General features: G+C 38.5%; 15 protein-coding genes and 1 pseudogene. 13 read left to right on the forward strand and 3 right to left on the reverse strand.

Translation table 11 applies throughout. The features are described 5' to 3' along the window. Window positions 1-29 precede the first annotated feature (29 nt). A complete protein-coding gene (locus tag Sdiek1_RS10730; protein ID WP_087439109.1) occupies window positions 30-1,589 on the forward strand; it encodes a potassium channel protein in 1,560 nt (519 codons plus the stop codon). Then, on the forward strand, window positions 1,586-2,281 hold the full coding sequence (locus tag Sdiek1_RS10735; RefSeq protein WP_087439110.1) for a potassium channel family protein: 696 nt from the start codon (window positions 1,586-1,588) through the stop codon (window positions 2,279-2,281). The genes Sdiek1_RS10730 and Sdiek1_RS10735 overlap by 4 nt, the downstream gene beginning before the upstream one ends. Here Sdiek1_RS10735 and Sdiek1_RS10740 read toward each other — a convergent pair. From Sdiek1_RS10740 to Sdiek1_RS10750, 3 genes are read right to left on the reverse strand one after another with little or no spacing between them, the layout of a single operon-like run. After that, window positions 2,276-3,187 carry an AEC family transporter gene (locus Sdiek1_RS10740; protein WP_087439111.1) on the reverse strand — a complete coding sequence of 304 codons (912 nt, stop codon included), beginning with the start codon at window positions 3,185-3,187 and terminating at the stop codon, window positions 2,276-2,278. The genes Sdiek1_RS10735 and Sdiek1_RS10740 overlap by 6 nt on opposite strands. Window positions 3,188-3,189: 2 nt before the next feature. Continuing rightward, on the reverse strand, window positions 3,190-3,549 hold the full coding sequence (locus Sdiek1_RS10745) for an SUI1 family translation initiation factor (RefSeq protein WP_087439112.1): 360 nt from the start codon (window positions 3,547-3,549) through the stop codon (window positions 3,190-3,192). Next, complete coding sequence (locus tag Sdiek1_RS10750) at window positions 3,518-5,113, reverse strand: ABC-F family ATP-binding cassette domain-containing protein (protein ID WP_087439113.1); 1,596 nt, start codon at window positions 5,111-5,113, stop codon at window positions 3,518-3,520. The genes Sdiek1_RS10745 and Sdiek1_RS10750 overlap by 32 nt, the downstream gene beginning before the upstream one ends. A gap of 479 nt (window positions 5,114-5,592) precedes the next feature. Here Sdiek1_RS10750 and Sdiek1_RS10755 point away from each other — a divergent pair, with 479 nt between their 5' ends. The 11 genes and pseudogenes from Sdiek1_RS10755 to Sdiek1_RS10805 all read left to right on the forward strand — a co-directional run bounded on the left by Sdiek1_RS10755 (window position 5,593) and on the right by Sdiek1_RS10805 (window position 17,916). Continuing rightward, window positions 5,593-6,243, forward strand: coding sequence for a 4Fe-4S dicluster domain-containing protein (locus tag Sdiek1_RS10755; protein ID WP_087439114.1), 651 nt, complete (start codon window positions 5,593-5,595; stop codon window positions 6,241-6,243). Further along, on the forward strand, window positions 6,243-8,183 hold the full coding sequence (locus Sdiek1_RS10760; protein WP_087439115.1) for a proton-conducting transporter transmembrane domain-containing protein: 1,941 nt from the start codon (window positions 6,243-6,245) through the stop codon (window positions 8,181-8,183). Before Sdiek1_RS10755 ends, Sdiek1_RS10760 begins: the two co-directional genes overlap by 1 nt. A 38-nt stretch (window positions 8,184-8,221) precedes the next feature. After that, window positions 8,222-9,115, forward strand: coding sequence for a respiratory chain complex I subunit 1 family protein (locus Sdiek1_RS10765; protein ID WP_087439116.1), 894 nt, complete (start codon window positions 8,222-8,224; stop codon window positions 9,113-9,115). Window position 9,116: 1 nt separating this feature from the next. Then, on the forward strand, window positions 9,117-9,764 hold the full coding sequence (hyfE, locus tag Sdiek1_RS10770; protein ID WP_087439117.1) for a hydrogenase 4 membrane subunit: 648 nt from the start codon (window positions 9,117-9,119) through the stop codon (window positions 9,762-9,764). A 1-nt stretch (window position 9,765) separates the two neighbouring features. Continuing rightward, window positions 9,766-11,235, forward strand: a pseudogene (locus tag Sdiek1_RS10775) (proton-conducting transporter transmembrane domain-containing protein). 8 nt (window positions 11,236-11,243) lie between these two features. Further along, on the forward strand, window positions 11,244-12,983 hold the full coding sequence (locus Sdiek1_RS10780) for a hydrogenase large subunit (protein WP_087439118.1): 1,740 nt from the start codon (window positions 11,244-11,246) through the stop codon (window positions 12,981-12,983). Beyond that, window positions 12,980-13,519, forward strand: a complete 540-nt coding sequence (locus Sdiek1_RS10785) for a formate hydrogenlyase complex iron-sulfur subunit (RefSeq protein ID WP_087439119.1) — start codon at window positions 12,980-12,982, stop codon at window positions 13,517-13,519. Before Sdiek1_RS10780 ends, Sdiek1_RS10785 begins: the two co-directional genes overlap by 4 nt. Next, window positions 13,516-14,337 (forward strand): NADH-quinone oxidoreductase subunit B family protein, encoded by an 822-nt coding sequence (locus tag Sdiek1_RS10790; protein WP_087439120.1) that lies wholly within the window; start codon window positions 13,516-13,518, stop codon window positions 14,335-14,337. The genes Sdiek1_RS10785 and Sdiek1_RS10790 overlap by 4 nt, the downstream gene beginning before the upstream one ends. Further along, window positions 14,337-14,690, forward strand: coding sequence for a formate hydrogenlyase maturation HycH family protein (locus Sdiek1_RS10795; protein ID WP_087439121.1), 354 nt, complete (start codon window positions 14,337-14,339; stop codon window positions 14,688-14,690). The genes Sdiek1_RS10790 and Sdiek1_RS10795 overlap by 1 nt, the downstream gene beginning before the upstream one ends. A gap of 18 nt (window positions 14,691-14,708) precedes the next feature. Further along, window positions 14,709-15,155, forward strand: a complete 447-nt coding sequence (locus Sdiek1_RS10800; RefSeq protein ID WP_087439122.1) for a hydrogenase 3 maturation endopeptidase HyCI — start codon at window positions 14,709-14,711, stop codon at window positions 15,153-15,155. 232 nt (window positions 15,156-15,387) lie between these two features. Further along, window positions 15,388-17,916 (forward strand): glycosyltransferase family 2 protein, encoded by a 2,529-nt coding sequence (locus tag Sdiek1_RS10805; RefSeq protein ID WP_238098944.1) that lies wholly within the window; start codon window positions 15,388-15,390, stop codon window positions 17,914-17,916. Window positions 17,917-18,035: the final 119 nt, after the last annotated feature.

Below are 18,035 nucleotides of genomic sequence, written 5' to 3' on the forward strand. Positions count from 1 at the left end.
GGCATTGATACTTTTTTTAAAGGTTTTAAATGGGCTATATTACGACCCTATTTGTTCGATTTGCCTATTTTTTAGATGCATCTATACGCTATCATCATGCAAAAGAATTTTGCAGGACACTTTTAGAGTCACAACACTCTAAACTCAAATTTTACTTTGATATTTTCATGGTTTTATTGGTTGTTTTCAGTGTTCTTTTCCTTCTCTATGAGGTAAAACATCCTGATGGACTTCCCTACTTAGATGCTTTTGTGCAATTTTCTTTAATTGTTTTTGTCATTGAATATCTTCTACGCTTTTGGATCTATTCAGATAGTCATAAACTCTTTTTAGAGGCATATGACCATGCAACAAACAATGACATCCCTTTCTCTCTAAGACGTACAATTTTTATCATTATCAAGAAAAAACTAGACTATATTTTTTCGCCTCTTGCCATTATTGATCTTTTAGCAATTTTACCAAGCTATCGTCCCCTTCGTTTTTTAAGAATTTTTTCTTCTTTTAGAATTTTTAAGCTCTTTCGTTATGCAAGGAGTATGAAAACATTTACGGAGATCATCACTGGAAAAAAGTTTGAACTCTTTACCCTAGCGATCTTCGCAAGCTTTGTTATTTTTACAGGCAGTTCTGCCATTTACATTTTTGAAACACACCAAAACCCAAAAATCAACACCCTTTTTGATGCCATCTATTGGGCAATCGTGACGATGGGTACGGTTGGGTATGGGGATATTGTTCCTGTCACGACAGAAGGTATGGTTGTTTCCATGCTTCTTATTATCTTTGGTGTTGCGATTATTGCATTTTTGACTTCTATTATCGTTTCATCATTTCAAAGCAAACTTATTGAACTTAAAGAGAGTCGCACATTTGCTGATGTCGATAAATTGGAAAATTACATTGTTATCTGCGGATATGGCCGTGTTGGAGAAGTGGTTGCCAAAATGCTCCACGAAGATGGCTACAATCTAGTAGTTATCGATAATGATCCAACCAAAATTAAATTAGCACAACAAAGAGGGCTTATTGGCATTGTTGCAGATGCCTCTAAAAGTAAAATACTCGGTGCTCTTGGCGTTGGTAAGCGAGCCTCACAAATCATTTGTGCAACGAACAGTGATGAGCTCAATGTCTTCATCACCTTAACTGCTCGAAGCCTTAGCAAACAGATTATTATCATTGCACGTGTCATCAAAAATAATCATAAGAAAAAATACTTTTTAGCTGGTGCCAATTATGCCTTTGGTGCTGACGAAACCATAGGGTTGATGGGAGCGCAATATATTGATCAACCGATCTCTTATGCGGCACTTGAAGAGATGCTCACAGAGAATACTGGCGTTATTTTTGATATCATCACCATTCATGAACATTCTTGCTTTATCAATAAAACGATTGAGGAACTCTCTCTTCATGAAAAAAGGCTACTTCTTTTTGGTATTTTACGAAAAGATGAGAGCATCCCTTTTCACTTTAATCCATCAAACGATTTTATACTTAAAGACCATGATATGCTCATTATCATGGGAAGGAAGCATCATATCAATATTCTACGCAAACTCAATGATAAAAGGAGTGTTTCATGAATGATAGTAAAATTCTCCTTTTCGGCTTTACGCGTTCCGCTATCGAAATAGGCACAAGACTCAAGGCCCAAGGTTATACTTTTACCTATATTGATAATGATCCAACGTTGTTGCCAAGGGCAAAAAAACTTGGATGCAATCTTCTAATACTCGACTACAGCGATGATGAAACACTTGTGACTCTGGGGATTGGGGAAGATGTCAAATTTGTCTTTACCCTTTTTGAAGAAGATGTTCAAAATGTTTTTTTAACACTTTCAATTCGCTCACTTGATCCAAAAGTTGAAATTATTGCAACAACTCACACGAAAGATGCCATTCATAAACTTGAAATTGCAGGAGCGAGTACCGTTTTAGACCCCTATCAAATGTGCGGTAAAAGAATCTATAAGCTCATTACCCAACCTGAAGTTATGCAGGTGCTTGATGAAACAATTTTTGGAACAGAAGACATTAATATGGAGCAGATTACTATTACGGCTCACTCTACTTTAAATGGTACCATGCTTAAAGAGTGTTATCCGACACAGAGTTACAACATGCTTTTAGTGGGAATTCATGATAAAGAGCTCAAAAAAGAGTTTATTTTTATCACGGAAGGGCATGACCATAAACTTGATTCTGGTGATATTTTAGTTGTAATCGGTCAAAGTGCAGAGATTGAGCGTTTTAAGATGGATTATCAGCTATAAGAGAGGAACGATTAAAAAGAGTGTTCCAACACACGCTAATGTTTCAAGCGTAGTGATAGATGCCATCAAAGAGACATCTCCTCCAAGTTCCCGCGCTAATATATGTGCTGAAGTCGCTGTTGGCATCGAAGCGAAGATAACAGTGATACATAAACTCATTCCTACCAGTCCCATTAATTGGGCTAACCCATAGGCGATCATAGGGAAAATGACCAATTTGGCAACACTTGAAACCACTAACTCTTTTTTAGCATGTTTTAAATATTTAAGCTCTAGTCCTACACCAACAGACAATAATCCCATAGGTAAGGCTGCATGACTGACAATAGCAATACTTTTTAAAATAAAAACAGGCAGCGGAATACCAAAAGCATTGATGGCACCACCAATAACACAAGCGCCAATTAAAGGATTTTTAACGATTGTTTTAAAAAATGAGCTTAGAGAAAATTTGCCATCACGCGTATAAATTGCAAAAACAGAGATACATAAAATATTAAGAAATGGAATGGCAAAGGCAATTACAATTGCGGCTAAAACCAATCCTTCTCCACCATAGACAGCATTGACTAACGCCAAAAAAACATAGGTATTAAAGCGAATACCCCCTTGAACAATGGACGTAAATGCCCTATTTTCAAAATGCAAAATTAAATTCAGTAAAATTAAAATGATTAAAATAATAAAAATTCCCAAGAGGGAAGCTAAGACAAGATTGACAGTATAGGTTAAATCAATTTTAGCAACGGCCAACTCGTACACCAACAAGCAAGGCATGAGAACATAATAGGTAAATTTATCCATCTTAGGCCAGAAATCCGTTGATGGAAATTTTGCATGCTTAAATGCATACCCAATAAAAATAATTAAACAAATGGGGAGGAGTGCATTCAATACATAGTTCATTATTATCCCTTAAATCGAAATCCTTCATTCACTAAAAAGCTTTTGAGTTTTTCACGACATTCGCCTTGAAATTCCATCCATTCTTCTTTACATGTACCGCCACTTCCCAGCTTTTTTTTAAGCAAAGAGCAGAGTTTGATCAAATCTTCTTTTTCAAGAAAAAAAGGGCCAACCATTGAAACAGGTTTACCTTGACGCTTTTCCATCTTTAACACTAAAAAATGTTTAGAAGGTAGTTTGGTTTCTGTTGACTTTGAGGAAGTTTTCTCTTCCTCAAAATGCCACCCATCCTCTTTATCAAGTGCAGAGCCAAGCGTAAAAAGTAACTTTTTATCTGCCATATGTCTCTCTAAAGGCTTCATAATCACCTTTAAAATCAATCACAGTGCCATCTGGATGCAGTTCAATAATACGTGTTGCAAATGCATCAATGAGCTCTCTATCGTGCGTCACACAGATAACATTTCCTGGGAATTTAAAAAGCCCTTCTCCTAACGCAATAATAGCCTCAAGATCAAGGTGATTATCGGGTTCATCAAGGACTAAGAAATTGCCCTTTTGAAGCATCATTTTAGAGAGCATCATGCGATGTTTTTCACCACCACTCAGCTGAGAAACACTTTTCTTTTGCTCTTCACCAGAGAAAAGCATACGTCCTAGGCATTTTCTAATCTCATCGAGATCTTTCTTCTCATCATACTGTTGTAGCCACTCAAAAAGTTGAAAATCACCCGTAATGATATCAGTTGTATTTTGAGGGAAGTAACTTGGGATAATCGTTGCACCCCATTTAATTGTGCCAGCATCTGATTCTAATTGTTCCATAATGATGTTACAAAGCGTTGTTTTACCCACACCATTGTGTCCAATCAATGCTATTTTTTCGCCTTTCTCAACTTTGAAGCTCATGCTATGAATGACCTTCTGATCGCCATAGCTTTTTTCAATACCTTCGACTTCAAGGACTTCGTTGCCGATATCACGCCCCATGCGAAAAACAATACTTGGGTCACGGCGTGAAGAGGTTTGAATGTCAGCAATATCAAGTTTTTCAAGTCTTTTTTGGCGAGAAGTAGCTTGTTTTGCTTTGGAAGCATTGGCTGAAAAGCGTCTAACAAACGCCTCAAGTTCCTCTTTCTCTTTCAGCTTTTTATCTCTATCCACTTCTTGTTGCTTGGCAATTAAGTTTGCTGCCATATACCATTCATCATAATTACCCGTAAATTCGCGGATTTTTTTAAAATCAACATCTAAAATATTCGTTACAACAGAGTTAAGGAAGTGTCTATCATGTGAGATAACCACCATCGTACCCTCATGGCGTAGCAATTGCTCTTCTAACCACGAAATCGCTTCAAGGTCTAGATTGTTGGTAGGCTCATCCAAGAAGAGAACATCGGGTTTTGGATAAAGCACTTGTGCAAGCAAAATCTTAAATTTATCACCACCGGTAAGTTCACTCATTAATGTCTCTTGCGCATCAACTGGAAAACCAAGAGAGCCTAAAATCTTCTCAATATTCACTTCTACTTCATAAGTTGGGTCTTCTTCTGCACAGATAATCTCAAGCTCAGCTAAACGGTCATTTACTTTATCGTCTGCAAAATCACCAGTAGCGTACAAGTGCTCTTTTTCTTTAATCGCATCAAACAAACGCTTGTTGCCATACATAACCGCATCTTTAAGGGTAAACTCTTCAAACGCATATTGATTTTGATTTAAAACACCGACTCTTAGGCCATTTTCAATTGAAATATTGCCACTGGTTGCTTCGATTTGTCTTGACAAAATTTTTAAAAAGGTTGTTTTTCCAGCGCCATTGGCACCGATAAGACCGTAGCGTTTGCCTTTGTCAAGTTTTAAATTGATATTTTCAAATAAAAGCTGATGCGCAAAACGCATCGTTAAATTGTTCACTTCTACCATAGATGACTCTTTCTTTTTTTCGCGGATTATAACACTCCATAGCTTGTTTCCACATTTATCTCTTACGATGGTTCTATTGTCTCAATCTAATTTGAGTTCAAACTACGCAGGATACGAGACAATTTATTCATGATAAAGATACTTCTCGTTGTGAACTATTTGTCAAATTTTTTTATATAAGAAGAGAAAGAATGCTTTTAAAAATGCTGAATTTTCTATTACATTCTTCAATTAAAAATCCTTGATATAGGTTCATTAAAATAAATAATACTTATATAATGAAATAAAACTTTTAGAAGGATAAGAGCATCATTAGTAGAGAATGGAAGTTGAAATATAAAGCAAAATATAAATTTTTTATATTAAGCTATATTCATGCTATAAAGTTAATATATAATTTTGGCATGAAAAGAGTCGATGTTGCAAATAAGTCTATACTAGTCTATTAATTCTACTAAACAAACCATAGAGGATAGTCTATGTCTAAAGTTCATAAATTCGTTATTACAAACTCTGACCTCTGCATTGCCTGTAACGCCTGCATGAAAACATGCGTTAAAAATGCCTATGCACGTGGGAAACTCTCCAAGAAAAGACTTGATGTTCTCTCGTTAGAGAGCGGTAAAATGCCCAACCAATGTCGCCAATGCGATGATGCCCCATGTGCTAATGTTTGTCCAACGGGTGCCCTTCGTATTGCTAATTCATGTGTTGAGCTTTGTGAGGAAATCTGTATTGGCTGTAAACTCTGCACGATTGCCTGCCCCTATGGAGCAATCAACATTGACGCAGAATTTCCTCCTTCTATTATAGAGGAAGTGGAGCGACACTTGGAAGCTGGTTGTATCAGTGGGCTTAAAAGCATTGCTATCAAATGCGATATGTGTGATGGCATAGAAAGTGGCCCTGCCTGTGTCAGTGCCTGTCCAACAGGGGCATTAGTCATGGTAGATCCAGTATTGGGTGAGTGTAAATTTGGCAAAAAAGTCAAAGGTGATATGACGCCTTTTCTAAAAGCCATCGTGCCTGATGTTACATTTACAAATATTCCGGCTCCTGAAATTAAGAAACCCAAAGAACCCAAACCCGCTCCCGCTGAAACTTTAGAAACCAACAAAGAGGAAGCATAATGCAAACCATATACACGCTCTTTTTTTTAACATCCCTTCTTTCCATTTTACTCTATAAAAAACCACTTCTTGCCCAAAAAGTAGGCTTTGGTTTGGCAAGTGTCATTTCGCTTTATGCAGCGATATTTTTCTTTTCCAGTCTCAATGAGACATTGATCTGGAAATTACCGGGGAATTTTATTAGTATGCCTATTTTTAGGCTTGACTCCTTAGGCATGCTCTTCAGCTTTTTGATTAGTTTAATTGCATTTGCCGTTTCACTTTTTAGCTTTGACTATGTGAAATTCTATGAGAAAAAGGCAAATTTAGCTGTTTTTGCTTCACTCTTTAATGCTTTTATTCTCTCAATGCTTCTTGTTGTTGCAAGCGATGGCGTTTTCTCTTTTATGCTTTTATGGGAACTCATGACACTCATCTCGGCACTTTTAATTTTAATTAACGATGGAAAGGGCGCTTCTAAAAATGTGATGATTTATTTGGGAATTGCCCAAATTGGAGCATTCTGTTTAATGGTTGCCCTTATCATTATGGCAAGTTTTGCAGGTAGTTTTGAATTTAGTAAATTTGATGAACTCAATATTGGTTTTGGTATGAGTCTTACCCTCTTTATCTTACTACTTATTGGTTTTGGTTCTAAAGCAGGTATGTTTCCTTTCCATGTCTGGTTACCGCTAGCATACTGCCAATCTCCCTCTAATGCCTCTGCATTGATGAGTGGCGTCATGATCAAAGTAGCACTTTTTGCCTTTATCAAATTTTCACTTCTTCTTCCACAGTTTGTTCAATTTGGCTATATTTTACTACTCTTTGGCGCACTTAGCTGTGTCTTTGGTGTACTGTATGCTGCAATTTCCAATGACTATAAAGCATCCATCGCTTACAGCTCTTGCGAAAATGTAGGTATCATTTTTTTAGGGCTTGGAGGGGCTTTTTATGGCCTTGGAGCACATATACCTTCTATTGCCTTACTTGGTTTTATTGCAGCGCTCTTCCATATCTTAAATCACGCAGTTTTTAAATCGTTGCTCTTTATGTTAAGTGGTAATATTTATACGGCCACCCTTACAAGAGACATGGATGCGCTTGGTGGACTTCACAAAAAGATGCCTATCACTTCGATTATCTTTTTCGTAGCAGCACTTGCTATTTGTGCACTTCCTCCACTTAATGGCTTTGCCAGCGAATGGATTACCTACAAAACGATGCTTTTGGGAGGTATGGAACAAGGTGTTATGGCACGATTTCTATTTGTTATTGCCATCATTGCACTCGGTGTTGGTGGCGCACTTGCCGTCATGGCATTTGCTAAAGTGTACGGAGCTGTCTTTTTAGGACTCCCTCGCGATGCCAAAAGCTTTGAAGGTGCCAAAGAAGTTTCCAGTGTTATGCTTCTACCACTTTGCCTCTTAGCAAGTTTTTGTGTGGGACTTGGTGTCTTTATGAGTGATGTGATTAATATTTTATCTAAGATAGTTCTAACCTTTATACCTGTTGTAGGCTTCAATCAAAATGAATTGATCTCAATGCCTACTGTTGTCCTTGTGATGTTACTCTGCGCTATTGTCCCATTTGTTTTACTCTATCTTTTGAAATCAAACAATACGATAACCCGGATTACAGATCCTTGGGCGTGTGGCTTCATCTACAACAAAAATATGCAAATTGGGTCAAACTCCTTTACCGGTGATATTCGCAAAGCGCTTAGTTTTATTTTGAGATACGAGAGTGAAATGAAGATGGATGGGTATTTTTCAAAAGTCGTTTATACAAAAAAAGTACACGATTTCTTTTGGGACAAACTCTATGAGCCAGTCATTCGCTTGATTATGTTAATTGCCGAAAAAATAGGCATTTTTCAAAATGGTCGAACGAATTTTTATGCGGGATATATCTTGGTTTATCTCTGTTTAGTGTTGATTTTTGCATCTTACTATCTGTGAGGACACAATGAGCTTTTTTTTACCTACTTTTACAACTTATAGCAGCTATACTGGTCGCCCCACTCTTTGATGGCATGGCTAGAAAGCTAAGGGCTAAATTTCAATCTAGGATAGGACCGAGCATTTTTCAAACCTATCGTGATCTTTTGAAACTTATCAAGCGTGGACGAACAAAGTCACACAGTGCAAGTTTTATCTATCAAATTGCACCTTATCTGATGTTTGCAACAACAGCAGCAATGTTTTGCGCTTTACCAATTACATATGGAAGTGACGCTGTTTTTGCTCAGTTTTCGGATATTTTTGTTCTTATCTATCTAGGAGCACTGTATCGATTTATGTTTATTATTGCTGGCTTTGATACCGCAAACCCTTTTGCGGGTGTGGGTTCAAGCAGAGAGGCAACCATTGGATTTTATAGCGAAGCCGTATCGATTATCTGCCTTATTGTCGTAATGTTAGGTGCGGGTAGTTCAAATTTACCGCATATTGCTTCTATCGTAAGCCTCAGTGAGGGCAACTACGGTTATCTTGTTCCGTCCTATGCCATCGCTTCAACCGCTTTTCTTTGGGTTATGTATGTTGAAACAGGCAGAAAACCTTATGACTTAGCTGAGGCCGAACAAGAGCTTCAAGAGGGTGTTTTGGGTGAATACTGTGGTAAAGATCTTGCTATTATTGATGTAGCTTTAATGTTGAAGCAATTTTCAATGTTAGGATTTTTCCTAATGCTTTTTGAGCCTTGGAGTTTTGAGAATCCTCTATTGTCTTTACTACTTTTCCTCGCTGAAATTGGGGTGCTTTATGTTTTGGCTGTTTTTATCGACAACTTTGGACCACGATTTACAATGAACAAAGGGATGAAACGAACCATGCTTTTTCCATTGAGTATTGCTTGTATAGCACTAATGCTTTATATTATTGGGGTATGAAATGATAAATTTTATTGATGTCATCACCGTTTTGATGATGGGAACAAGTTTAATGGTATTTGGTCTGCGAAAATACAAACTTAGTATTTATGCGTATGCATTGCAAACATTGCTTTTAGTGATTGTATTTTTGCTTTTACACTTCAAATATGGCGCTCATGAGTTACTCCTTTGGGCATTTACAGCCTTTTTGATGAAAGTCGTTTTTGTACCACTTTTTTTACTTAAGCTTGTGAATAAGCTTAGTATTATCAATGAAGATGAACCCGTAGGTGGCTTTTTTATATCGCCTGTTATAGCGCTTAGCTTTTCACTTGCTGTTTCAATGATGTTTTACAAAGTTTTTGTTCATTTTTCAATTTTCAAAGATGCATTGCCACTCTTTGCCGCTTCATTTATCTTTATGATAGGTATTTTTGGCTTTATTTTGAGAAACTCATTTTTAAAACAGATTCTCGCATACTGCCTTTTTGAAAATGGTATCCATCTAAGCCTAGCGCTTATGGCATATAACTCACATGAGCTTGTCGAGATTGGTATCTTAACTGATACTATTTTTGCTGTTGTGATTATGAGTATTTTGGCGAAACGATTTTACGCCTCATATGATAGTCTCGACACATCTAAAGCTGTAAATTTAAGGGGATAAAATGGATATTCTTTTGTTGATACTAATCATACCTTTTGTGTGTGGTGTCGTAATGTTTGTTATGCCACTTCATTTCAAGCTCTTACAAAGCTTCCATATCCTTTTGAGCTTGATTGTCTCATCACTGTTACTCAGTGCTGTAAGCAAAGTCGTTCATGGAGCTGAACTTTCAGCTTTTGATAACTTTATTTTCTTGGACTCTCTTGGAGCCATCTTTTTATCACTGATTGCTATTACTGGCTTATTGGTCAATATCTATGCCACCACCTATATGAAGTGGGAATTAGAAGATGGGCATGTCAGCTTAAAAGAGGTCAAAAACTACTTTGCTCTTAGTTTCATTTTTACATGGACGATGAGTTTAAGCGTTGTGTGCAATAACATCGCCTTTATGTGGGCAGCCATTGAGGCAACCACCCTCGCTTCGGTTTTCCTTGTATCTGTTAAAAAAGATCAAAAATCTACCGAGAGTGGCTATAAATACATCGTTTTATGTAGTATTGGTCTAGCGTTTGCACTCTATGCAACGATTCTTCTCTACTCTGCAGCAAATGGTAAAATCGATGGTGATGCAATGCTCTACACCAATCTTATAGCCAATGCAGGCAACTTAGATAGCATGGCTTTAAAACTTGTCTTTATTTTTGCATTGATTGGCTTTGGAACGAAAGCCGGACTAGCACCTACACATACATGGCTACCCGATGTTCATGCAGAAGGACCAGCGCCTACATCTGCCCTCCTCTCAGGTGTACTTCTTAAATGTGCTATGCTAGGGCTTATTCGCTACTATGCCATTGTTGCCAATGGTGTAGGTTTTGATTTTGTACAGTCTGTCATGATCATCAGCGGAACATTGACTCTTTTTATATCATCTTTTTTCCTTATTTGACAACACAACGTCAAAAGAATGTTTGCATATCACTCCATTGCTCACATGGGTGTCATTGCCTTCGGCCTTGGTGTGGGTGGAGCTATTGGGCTTTTTGCAGCACTATTTCACTGTGCCGCGCACTCTTTTACAAAAGCATTAGCCTTTTGCTCAACAGGAAATATCGCTAAGATCTACGGTACCAAAGATATGACTAAAATGGGCGGCATGATCCATATTGCACCTTTAACGGCTGTGTTATTCGGTATTGCTATCTGTTCACTAGTTGGTGTACCTGGATTTGCAATTTTTGTGAGTGAATTCTTAATCTTTAAAGCTGCGGCAATCGATGGTTCATACCTCTTAATGGGTATTTTTGCTGTCGCCTTAGCCATCATCTTTATCGCTGACTTTTCACACTTTTTCCTTGCAACATTTGGCAAAGTAGAAGGTAAAGTAGTTCATAACAACGAGATGAAATTCAGCGAAAACATTCCACTGATTGCCTTGGCTATTTTGATTGTAGCATTCGGCATATGGCAGTTTGATTCGTTCACGGTTCTCCTTGATGAGAGCGTTAAAACTATAATGAAAAAATAGGACTCACCATGAAATGCGATAAATTTATAGAAGCTCTGGCTACCAAGATTAAAATTTTAGAAGTTACAAGACAATGTGAAGATCAAGTCACCGCTTTAGTTGAGCTCAATGATCTTCCGGAAGCAGTTCGCTTTCTTTATTACGATATGGGTGGCTACCTTTCAACGATGATTGCCAATGATGAGCGCAGTATCAATAAACATTATGCCCTCTACTACGCTCTCTCCATGGAGGGTGGCAAAATGTTTGAAGGTGACGAAATAGCACAAGATGAAAAATGTTTTGTCACCGTTAAAGTGCTTATCTCTCCAGATAATCTCACCTACCCATCGGTTACACCATTAGTACCAGCTTGTGTTTGGTATGAGAGAGAAGCTTACGATATGTTTGGGCTTGTTGCAGAAGGGTTACCAGATAAAAGACGTTTGGTGCTCAGCGATGATTGGCCTGATGATCTGTTTCCCCTCCGTAAAGATGCCATGGACTATCGTTACCGACCTGATATGAAAGAGCATTACAATGAGCCTGAATATGAGTTCTTAAGACCTGAAGGTGCAGGGATTATCGATGTGCCGCTTGGACCTTTACATGTAACGGCAGATGAGCCTGGACATTTTAGACTTTTTTGTGATGGTGATACCATTGTTGATGCCGATTATAGACTTTTTTACCAACACCGAGGAATGGAAAAACTCGCTGAAAATCGCATGAACTACGACCAGATGGGCTATTTAGCAGAAAGGGTTTGTGGTATTTGTGGCTATGCCCATGCGATTGCATGTATCGAAGCAGCAGAGAAAGCGATTAATTTAGAGATCCCTGCTCGTGCACAAGCTATTCGTATCATTTGTTCTGAAATTGAGAGACTCCACAGTCATCTTTTAAATATTGGACTTGCGTGTGAAGTCACAGGTAACTACACCGCATTTATGCATATCTTTAGAATTCGTGAATACTCTATGAAACTTGCAGAACTCGTTACAGGTGGACGAAAGACCTATGGTAACGTTGTGATGGGAGGTCTTAGACGTGATATGACGGGTATTGAGATCAAAGAGAGTTTACGCATCTTGCAAATTATCGATACCCAAGTGGATGAAGTCTGGGATGCCGTGATGGAAGACAAACGCCAAATCAAACGATGGCAAGGAGTGGGCGTTCTGGACAAACAAGTTGCACGTGATTTTTCTGCTGTTGGCCCTAATATCAGAGGCAGTGGTATTAAACGTGATACACGTTATGATCATCCGTACGACTTTTTCAAACAGATTGAATTTGATGTCGCCGTTGTTGAAGGTGGTGATGTTTTTGCGAGAGAAATGGTTCGTTATATGGAACTTAAAAGCTCTGTCTCTATCATCCGTCAATGTTTTGAGTTGATGCCTCAAACGGCAATTATCGTTGATCCAAAATTCCATGTTAAACCTGAAGACTTCGCTTTAGCCTATGTGGAAGCTCCAAGAGGTGAAAATGTCCACTGGATCATGCAAGGAAGTGCCCAAAAAGTCTTTAGATGGAGATGCCGTGCTGCTACCTATAACAACTGGCCAAGCCTTCGCTTTCAGTTCCGTGGAAACACGATTGCTGATGCTGCACTGATTGTTTGTAGCCTTGATCCGTGCTATTCATGTACAGAGCGTATCACTGTTGTAGACATTAAGAGTAAAAAGAGCAAAATTTTAACCAATAAAGATTTAAAAGAATTTTCGAGGACACTTAAAAATAGTCCGATGAAGGATTTAAGATGATGAAACTTCTTGATATTACCGAAAAATACGGTAATACCACCCATAAATATCCATTTGAACCCTACAATGTTGCGGCAAATTTTCGTGGAAAACCCGCTTATGTCTTTGACCTTTGCATTGGTTGTGCGGCATGCGGTATAGCGTGTCCCTCTAATGCCATTACCGTTCAGTTTAACAAAGATCAAACAAAATTAGTATGGGAGTTTGATTGCGGACGATGTATCTTTTGTGGTAGATGCGATGAAGTCTGTCCAACAGGTGCCATTAGACTTAGCGAAGAGTTTGAACTTGCCGTCAAATTTGACAAATCCGCTCTTATCCAAAGAGGAGAGCTTGATACTCAGTATTGCACCGAATGTCATAAACCCTTTGCTGCGAAAAGGCTGATTAAATATGGCTACGAGTGTTTAAGCAAAGCCAATTTAGGCGAAAAAAGGCTTGAAGAGTCTAAAAATTATCTAAGTATTTGCCCTACATGTAAAAAAAACGCCACTGTATCAAACTTTACGAGTGGTAAAGAGATGGTGATAGAATGAAAACATATGTCGTACCACAAGAGATTACGGATGCCAATTCGTTGGAGCAAAAACTTGAGCTCCTAAAACATATTGGACGTAGTTTTAGCGTTTATCGCATAGACTGCGGAAGTTGTAATGGTTGTGAAATTGAAATTTTTGCGGCTATTACACCGATGTGGGATCCAGAACGATTTGGTTTCAAACTCGTTGCCAATCCTCGTCATGCTGATATTTTACTCTGCACAGGTCCCGTGACTCGCCAGATGTACTATCCGTTACTACGTGCTTATGAAGCAGCTCCTGATCCTAAGATCGTTGTGGCTCTTGGTGCTTGTGGCGCAACGGGTGGTATTTTTTATGATGCGTACAGTGTACTCAGTGGCATCGATAAAATTATTCCTGTAGATGTTTATATACCAGGGTGTCCTCCTCATCCTGCAAGCATTATCTATGGACTTACAACCGCTCTTGGTGTGATGGAACAAAGACTCCAAAAAGTGAGTTTTGAGCACGATAGCGAGATGCCACCATTGGTGAAAGATTCCGTCATTGGCAACACGCTTTTTGAAAGAGATCTGCTCGTACATGCCAAAAGACTCATGAGTTATGTATTTGGACGAAAACTCTATGATAAATACCTTACAGCTCTTGTTAAAAGTGGTAATGTTAAAGACACAAAAGCCACCAAAATAGCTATTACTGAAGCTATGAGTACAGAAGCTGACCCACGCTATGCAGAGTGCCTAGGCATTTTACATAATGAGGTTTACACCCAATATATTCCCTGTGATGAGGAAGATAAAATCAGCCTCCACAGAGTCGAATGGGGGCAATAATGGTAGAAGTTTACAAACTCGTTCAAAAACATCTTGATGGTGCAAAATCTGGTAATGTCACACTTGATCAGATCAAAATCTTCTCTACGTGTATAGGTCATGGTGTTGGCACGATTGATTTTAGTGAGAAAGTTTTAGAAATCAACGAATGCGAGTTTGAACAGATGCTCAGCACTGGAAATGAATATCTCAAACGCAAACTTGGAAACCTAAGTAAGTATTTTGAAATAGAAATCTTTCCAGAACATGCTGTACAACTTTTACCCGAAATGATAGAATGCCCTTTTAAAAAGGTACTATCGGACTTAAAAGCAGGTTATTTAGTTCTTAGAAAAGATTTTCAGAACACATAAGGGTTAAGGAGAAAACGGTTGAAAAAAGCACTACTATGTGTTGGAAATGAACTAAGAGGTGATGATGGTGTTGCTATCGCCGTTGGGCAATTGGTAGAAGAACAATTGCCCCAATGGAAAGTCTTTTTGGGTTACGATACGCCCGAAGACCAGTTTGCAGCTCTGCGTGATTATGCGCCGGATATTATTGTTGTCGTTGATGCCATGAGTGGTTTTAAAGAGGATAAAATAGAGTTTTTAGACCTCAGTGATGAACGCACCTACATCTACTCTACACACAACCTCCCTACGCCTATTCTGCTAAGTTATCTTCGAGATATTTGTACTAAAACCATCTTTTTAGGCATTTGCGTGTTGCTTGAAAATGTCTTACATTTTAGTGAAGGCTTGAGTGACAATGCGAAAGCTTCATCTCTCAAAGCACTCGACAAAATTAAAGAGCTTGATACAATCATGGATCATTGAGTAAAATCTCTCTTCACTCTCTTTTTAAATCATTCAGAAACCCTAAAAAAGGGTGAATGAATGATTGTTTCAAGAGGGCAATTCTACAAAACAACTTCCCTAAAAAACTCTTCCAAACTTTTTTCAACCGTCACTTTTTACATGTAAACAAGCACTCTTCATTTTTTTAAACAAAGTTGTTGTAAAATCGCCATACTTGTTATCGATATGAAATTTTTTTCGGAGCATACGGTTGAAATACTTCAAATACATCTTACTTTCCATTGTTGTCACATCCCTTATTCAGATTTTATTATGGACGAGAACGGGTGACCAAATCGTTATATCACCCCAAATTGGTGAAAAATTAGAGTCTCTCTCCTATACACCTTTTAAAGGATTTGAGAAAGCGCTCAAAAGCGATGCTGAAATTGCTGAAGACATGAAAACGATAGAGCATATTGCACGAAAAGTGCGAACTTATGCTATTTCTGATGCAAAACATGTCTTAGAGAATGTCCAAGACACTAAACTCAAAGTTGATGTTGGATTGTGGCTTTCGACCGACAAAAATGCCAATGAATCTGAAATTGAAACACTCTTTGAACTGATCAAACTGTACAGTCCTAGAATCTCCTCAATTATTGTAGGAAACGAGGTTCTTTTACGTGCTGATTTGACACCTGAAGAGCTGTTTGCATATATTGACCGTGTTTCAGTTCGCACCCGCATTCCTGTAACAACAGCAGAAGTTCAACATGTTTGGCTGAGTAACACTGAACTAGCACGTCATGTGGATTTTATCTGTGTGCATATCTTACCTTACTGGGAAAAAGTGCCTATAGAGCGAACACTTGCTTTTACAAAAGAGAAATACGATGCCATTGCTAAGATGTATCCTAAAAAACCCATAACCATCGGGGAGTTTGGCTGGCCAAGTAGTGGATATAACAATGAAAAAGCAGAAGCAACACTGACCAATCAAATTGCCGCAATTACAGGCTTTTTGGAAATGGCAAAGGCAGAAAAATGGACCTATAACATCGTTGAAGCGTTTGATCAACCATGGAAAGGTGTGCATGAAGGAAGTGTTGGACCGTATTGGGGACTCTTCGATACCAATAAACAACCTAAATTTCATTTTATTAAACAAACCATTATCAATCCGCTATGGCGTTATCAAATGGCAGGCTCTGTTTTCTTTGGAATTTTGCTGACATTCTTTGGTCTTAGAAATCAACGCGTCAACTTTGCACATGCTATTACCTATTCTGCGGCATCTCAAGCAATGGGATTTGGTATTGCGATGGCAGCGACGTATCCATTTGTCTATTATATGAACTTTGGTATGTGGATTATGTGGACAATGGGAATTTTCTTGATGATCCCTTTGGTCATTATCACTCTAGCTAAAATTAATGAGCTCTTTAAATGTACCTTAGGCATTGCACCCAAACGTCTTGCTCCACTGCATCTCAAACTAGAGCACGCCCCTTTTGTCTCAATTCATGTCCCTGCGTACAAAGAGCAACCGCATGTTTTAATTGAGACACTTAACTCACTAGCGCATATGAAATACACCAATTATGAAGTCTTGGTGATTATTAACAACACACCTGAAGAGTTTTACTGGAAACCTATTGAAGAGCATTGTGCCAAACTAGGCGAAAAATTTGTCTTTTTAAACATTACATGTAAAGGCTTTAAAGCAGGTGCGCTCAATGAAGCACTCAAATACACCAACGAAAAAGCAGAGATTTTGGCCGTCATTGATGCCGATTATGTGGTCAGCGAAGATTGGCTGATTGACCTTGTTCCCCTCTTTGATGATCCAAAAGTAGGACTTGTTCAAGCACCTCAAGATCACCGTGATAGCCAAGAATCCCTTATCAAGCAGGCGATGAATGCTGAATATGCTGGCTTCTTTGACATCGGTATGGTGGAACGTAATGAAGAAAATGCCATCGTCGCACACGGTACGATGCTAATGGCACGACTCTCTGCGGTACACGAAGTGGGAGACTGGACAACGTACACCATCGTGGAAGATTCTGAACTGGGGCTACGCCTTTTTGAAGCAGGCTACACAGCGCACTATACCAACCGACGTTATGGTTGGGGATTACTCCCCGATACCGTAGAAGCCTTTCGTACACAACGCCACCGTTGGGCGTATGGGGCTATTCAGATCTTAAAACGTCACTGGCGTCATTTTATGCCTTCATCTAAAACCTTAACGCCTTATCAAAAATACCACTTTGTGGCAGGTTGGTTTTTCTGGCTCTCCGATGCCTTTGGTGCGATGACCGCCTTTTTAAATATTTTTTGGGTGCCATTTATCATTTTTGTGGGTGTCACCATTCCAACACTGCCTTTGACACTGCCTATCTTAGTAGCGTTCTTGGTTAACATTTTGCACGCGTTTATCTTGTACCATACCAGAGTCAAAATGAGTGTGAGAGAGACGATGCTCAGTGCCATTGCTTCCATGAGTTTACAGCTCGTTATCTTTAAAGCCGTATACGATGGTTTTGTCAAAGATGGACTTCCTTTTAAACGTACCGAAAAAGGTGGCAATACCAAAAAAGTCAATAAAAGTCCGATTCGCCATGAGATGATCTTAGCGTCTTTACTAACGATCTCATTCTTTGCACTTTACTTTACCAACTATACACGCATTACAGAAATTTACGTTTTTTTCATTCACACTTTTAATCCAAAGTGTCCCTTATTACTCTGCTATTGTTCTACGCATTATCGAACTTCAATCCCTCAAACCTAAGAAAGTAGTGGCTTAATGTCACTCCTTTCTTAAGGGAAAGTGTGTAAAAAAAGATATGCTAAAAAAGCATGTTTTTGTTTTAAGATATTTCCCTGAGTTTGCTATTTTCATGCTATAAA

Source organism: Sulfurospirillum diekertiae (assembly GCF_002162315.1).
GTDB lineage: Bacteria > Campylobacterota > Campylobacteria > Campylobacterales > Sulfurospirillaceae > Sulfurospirillum.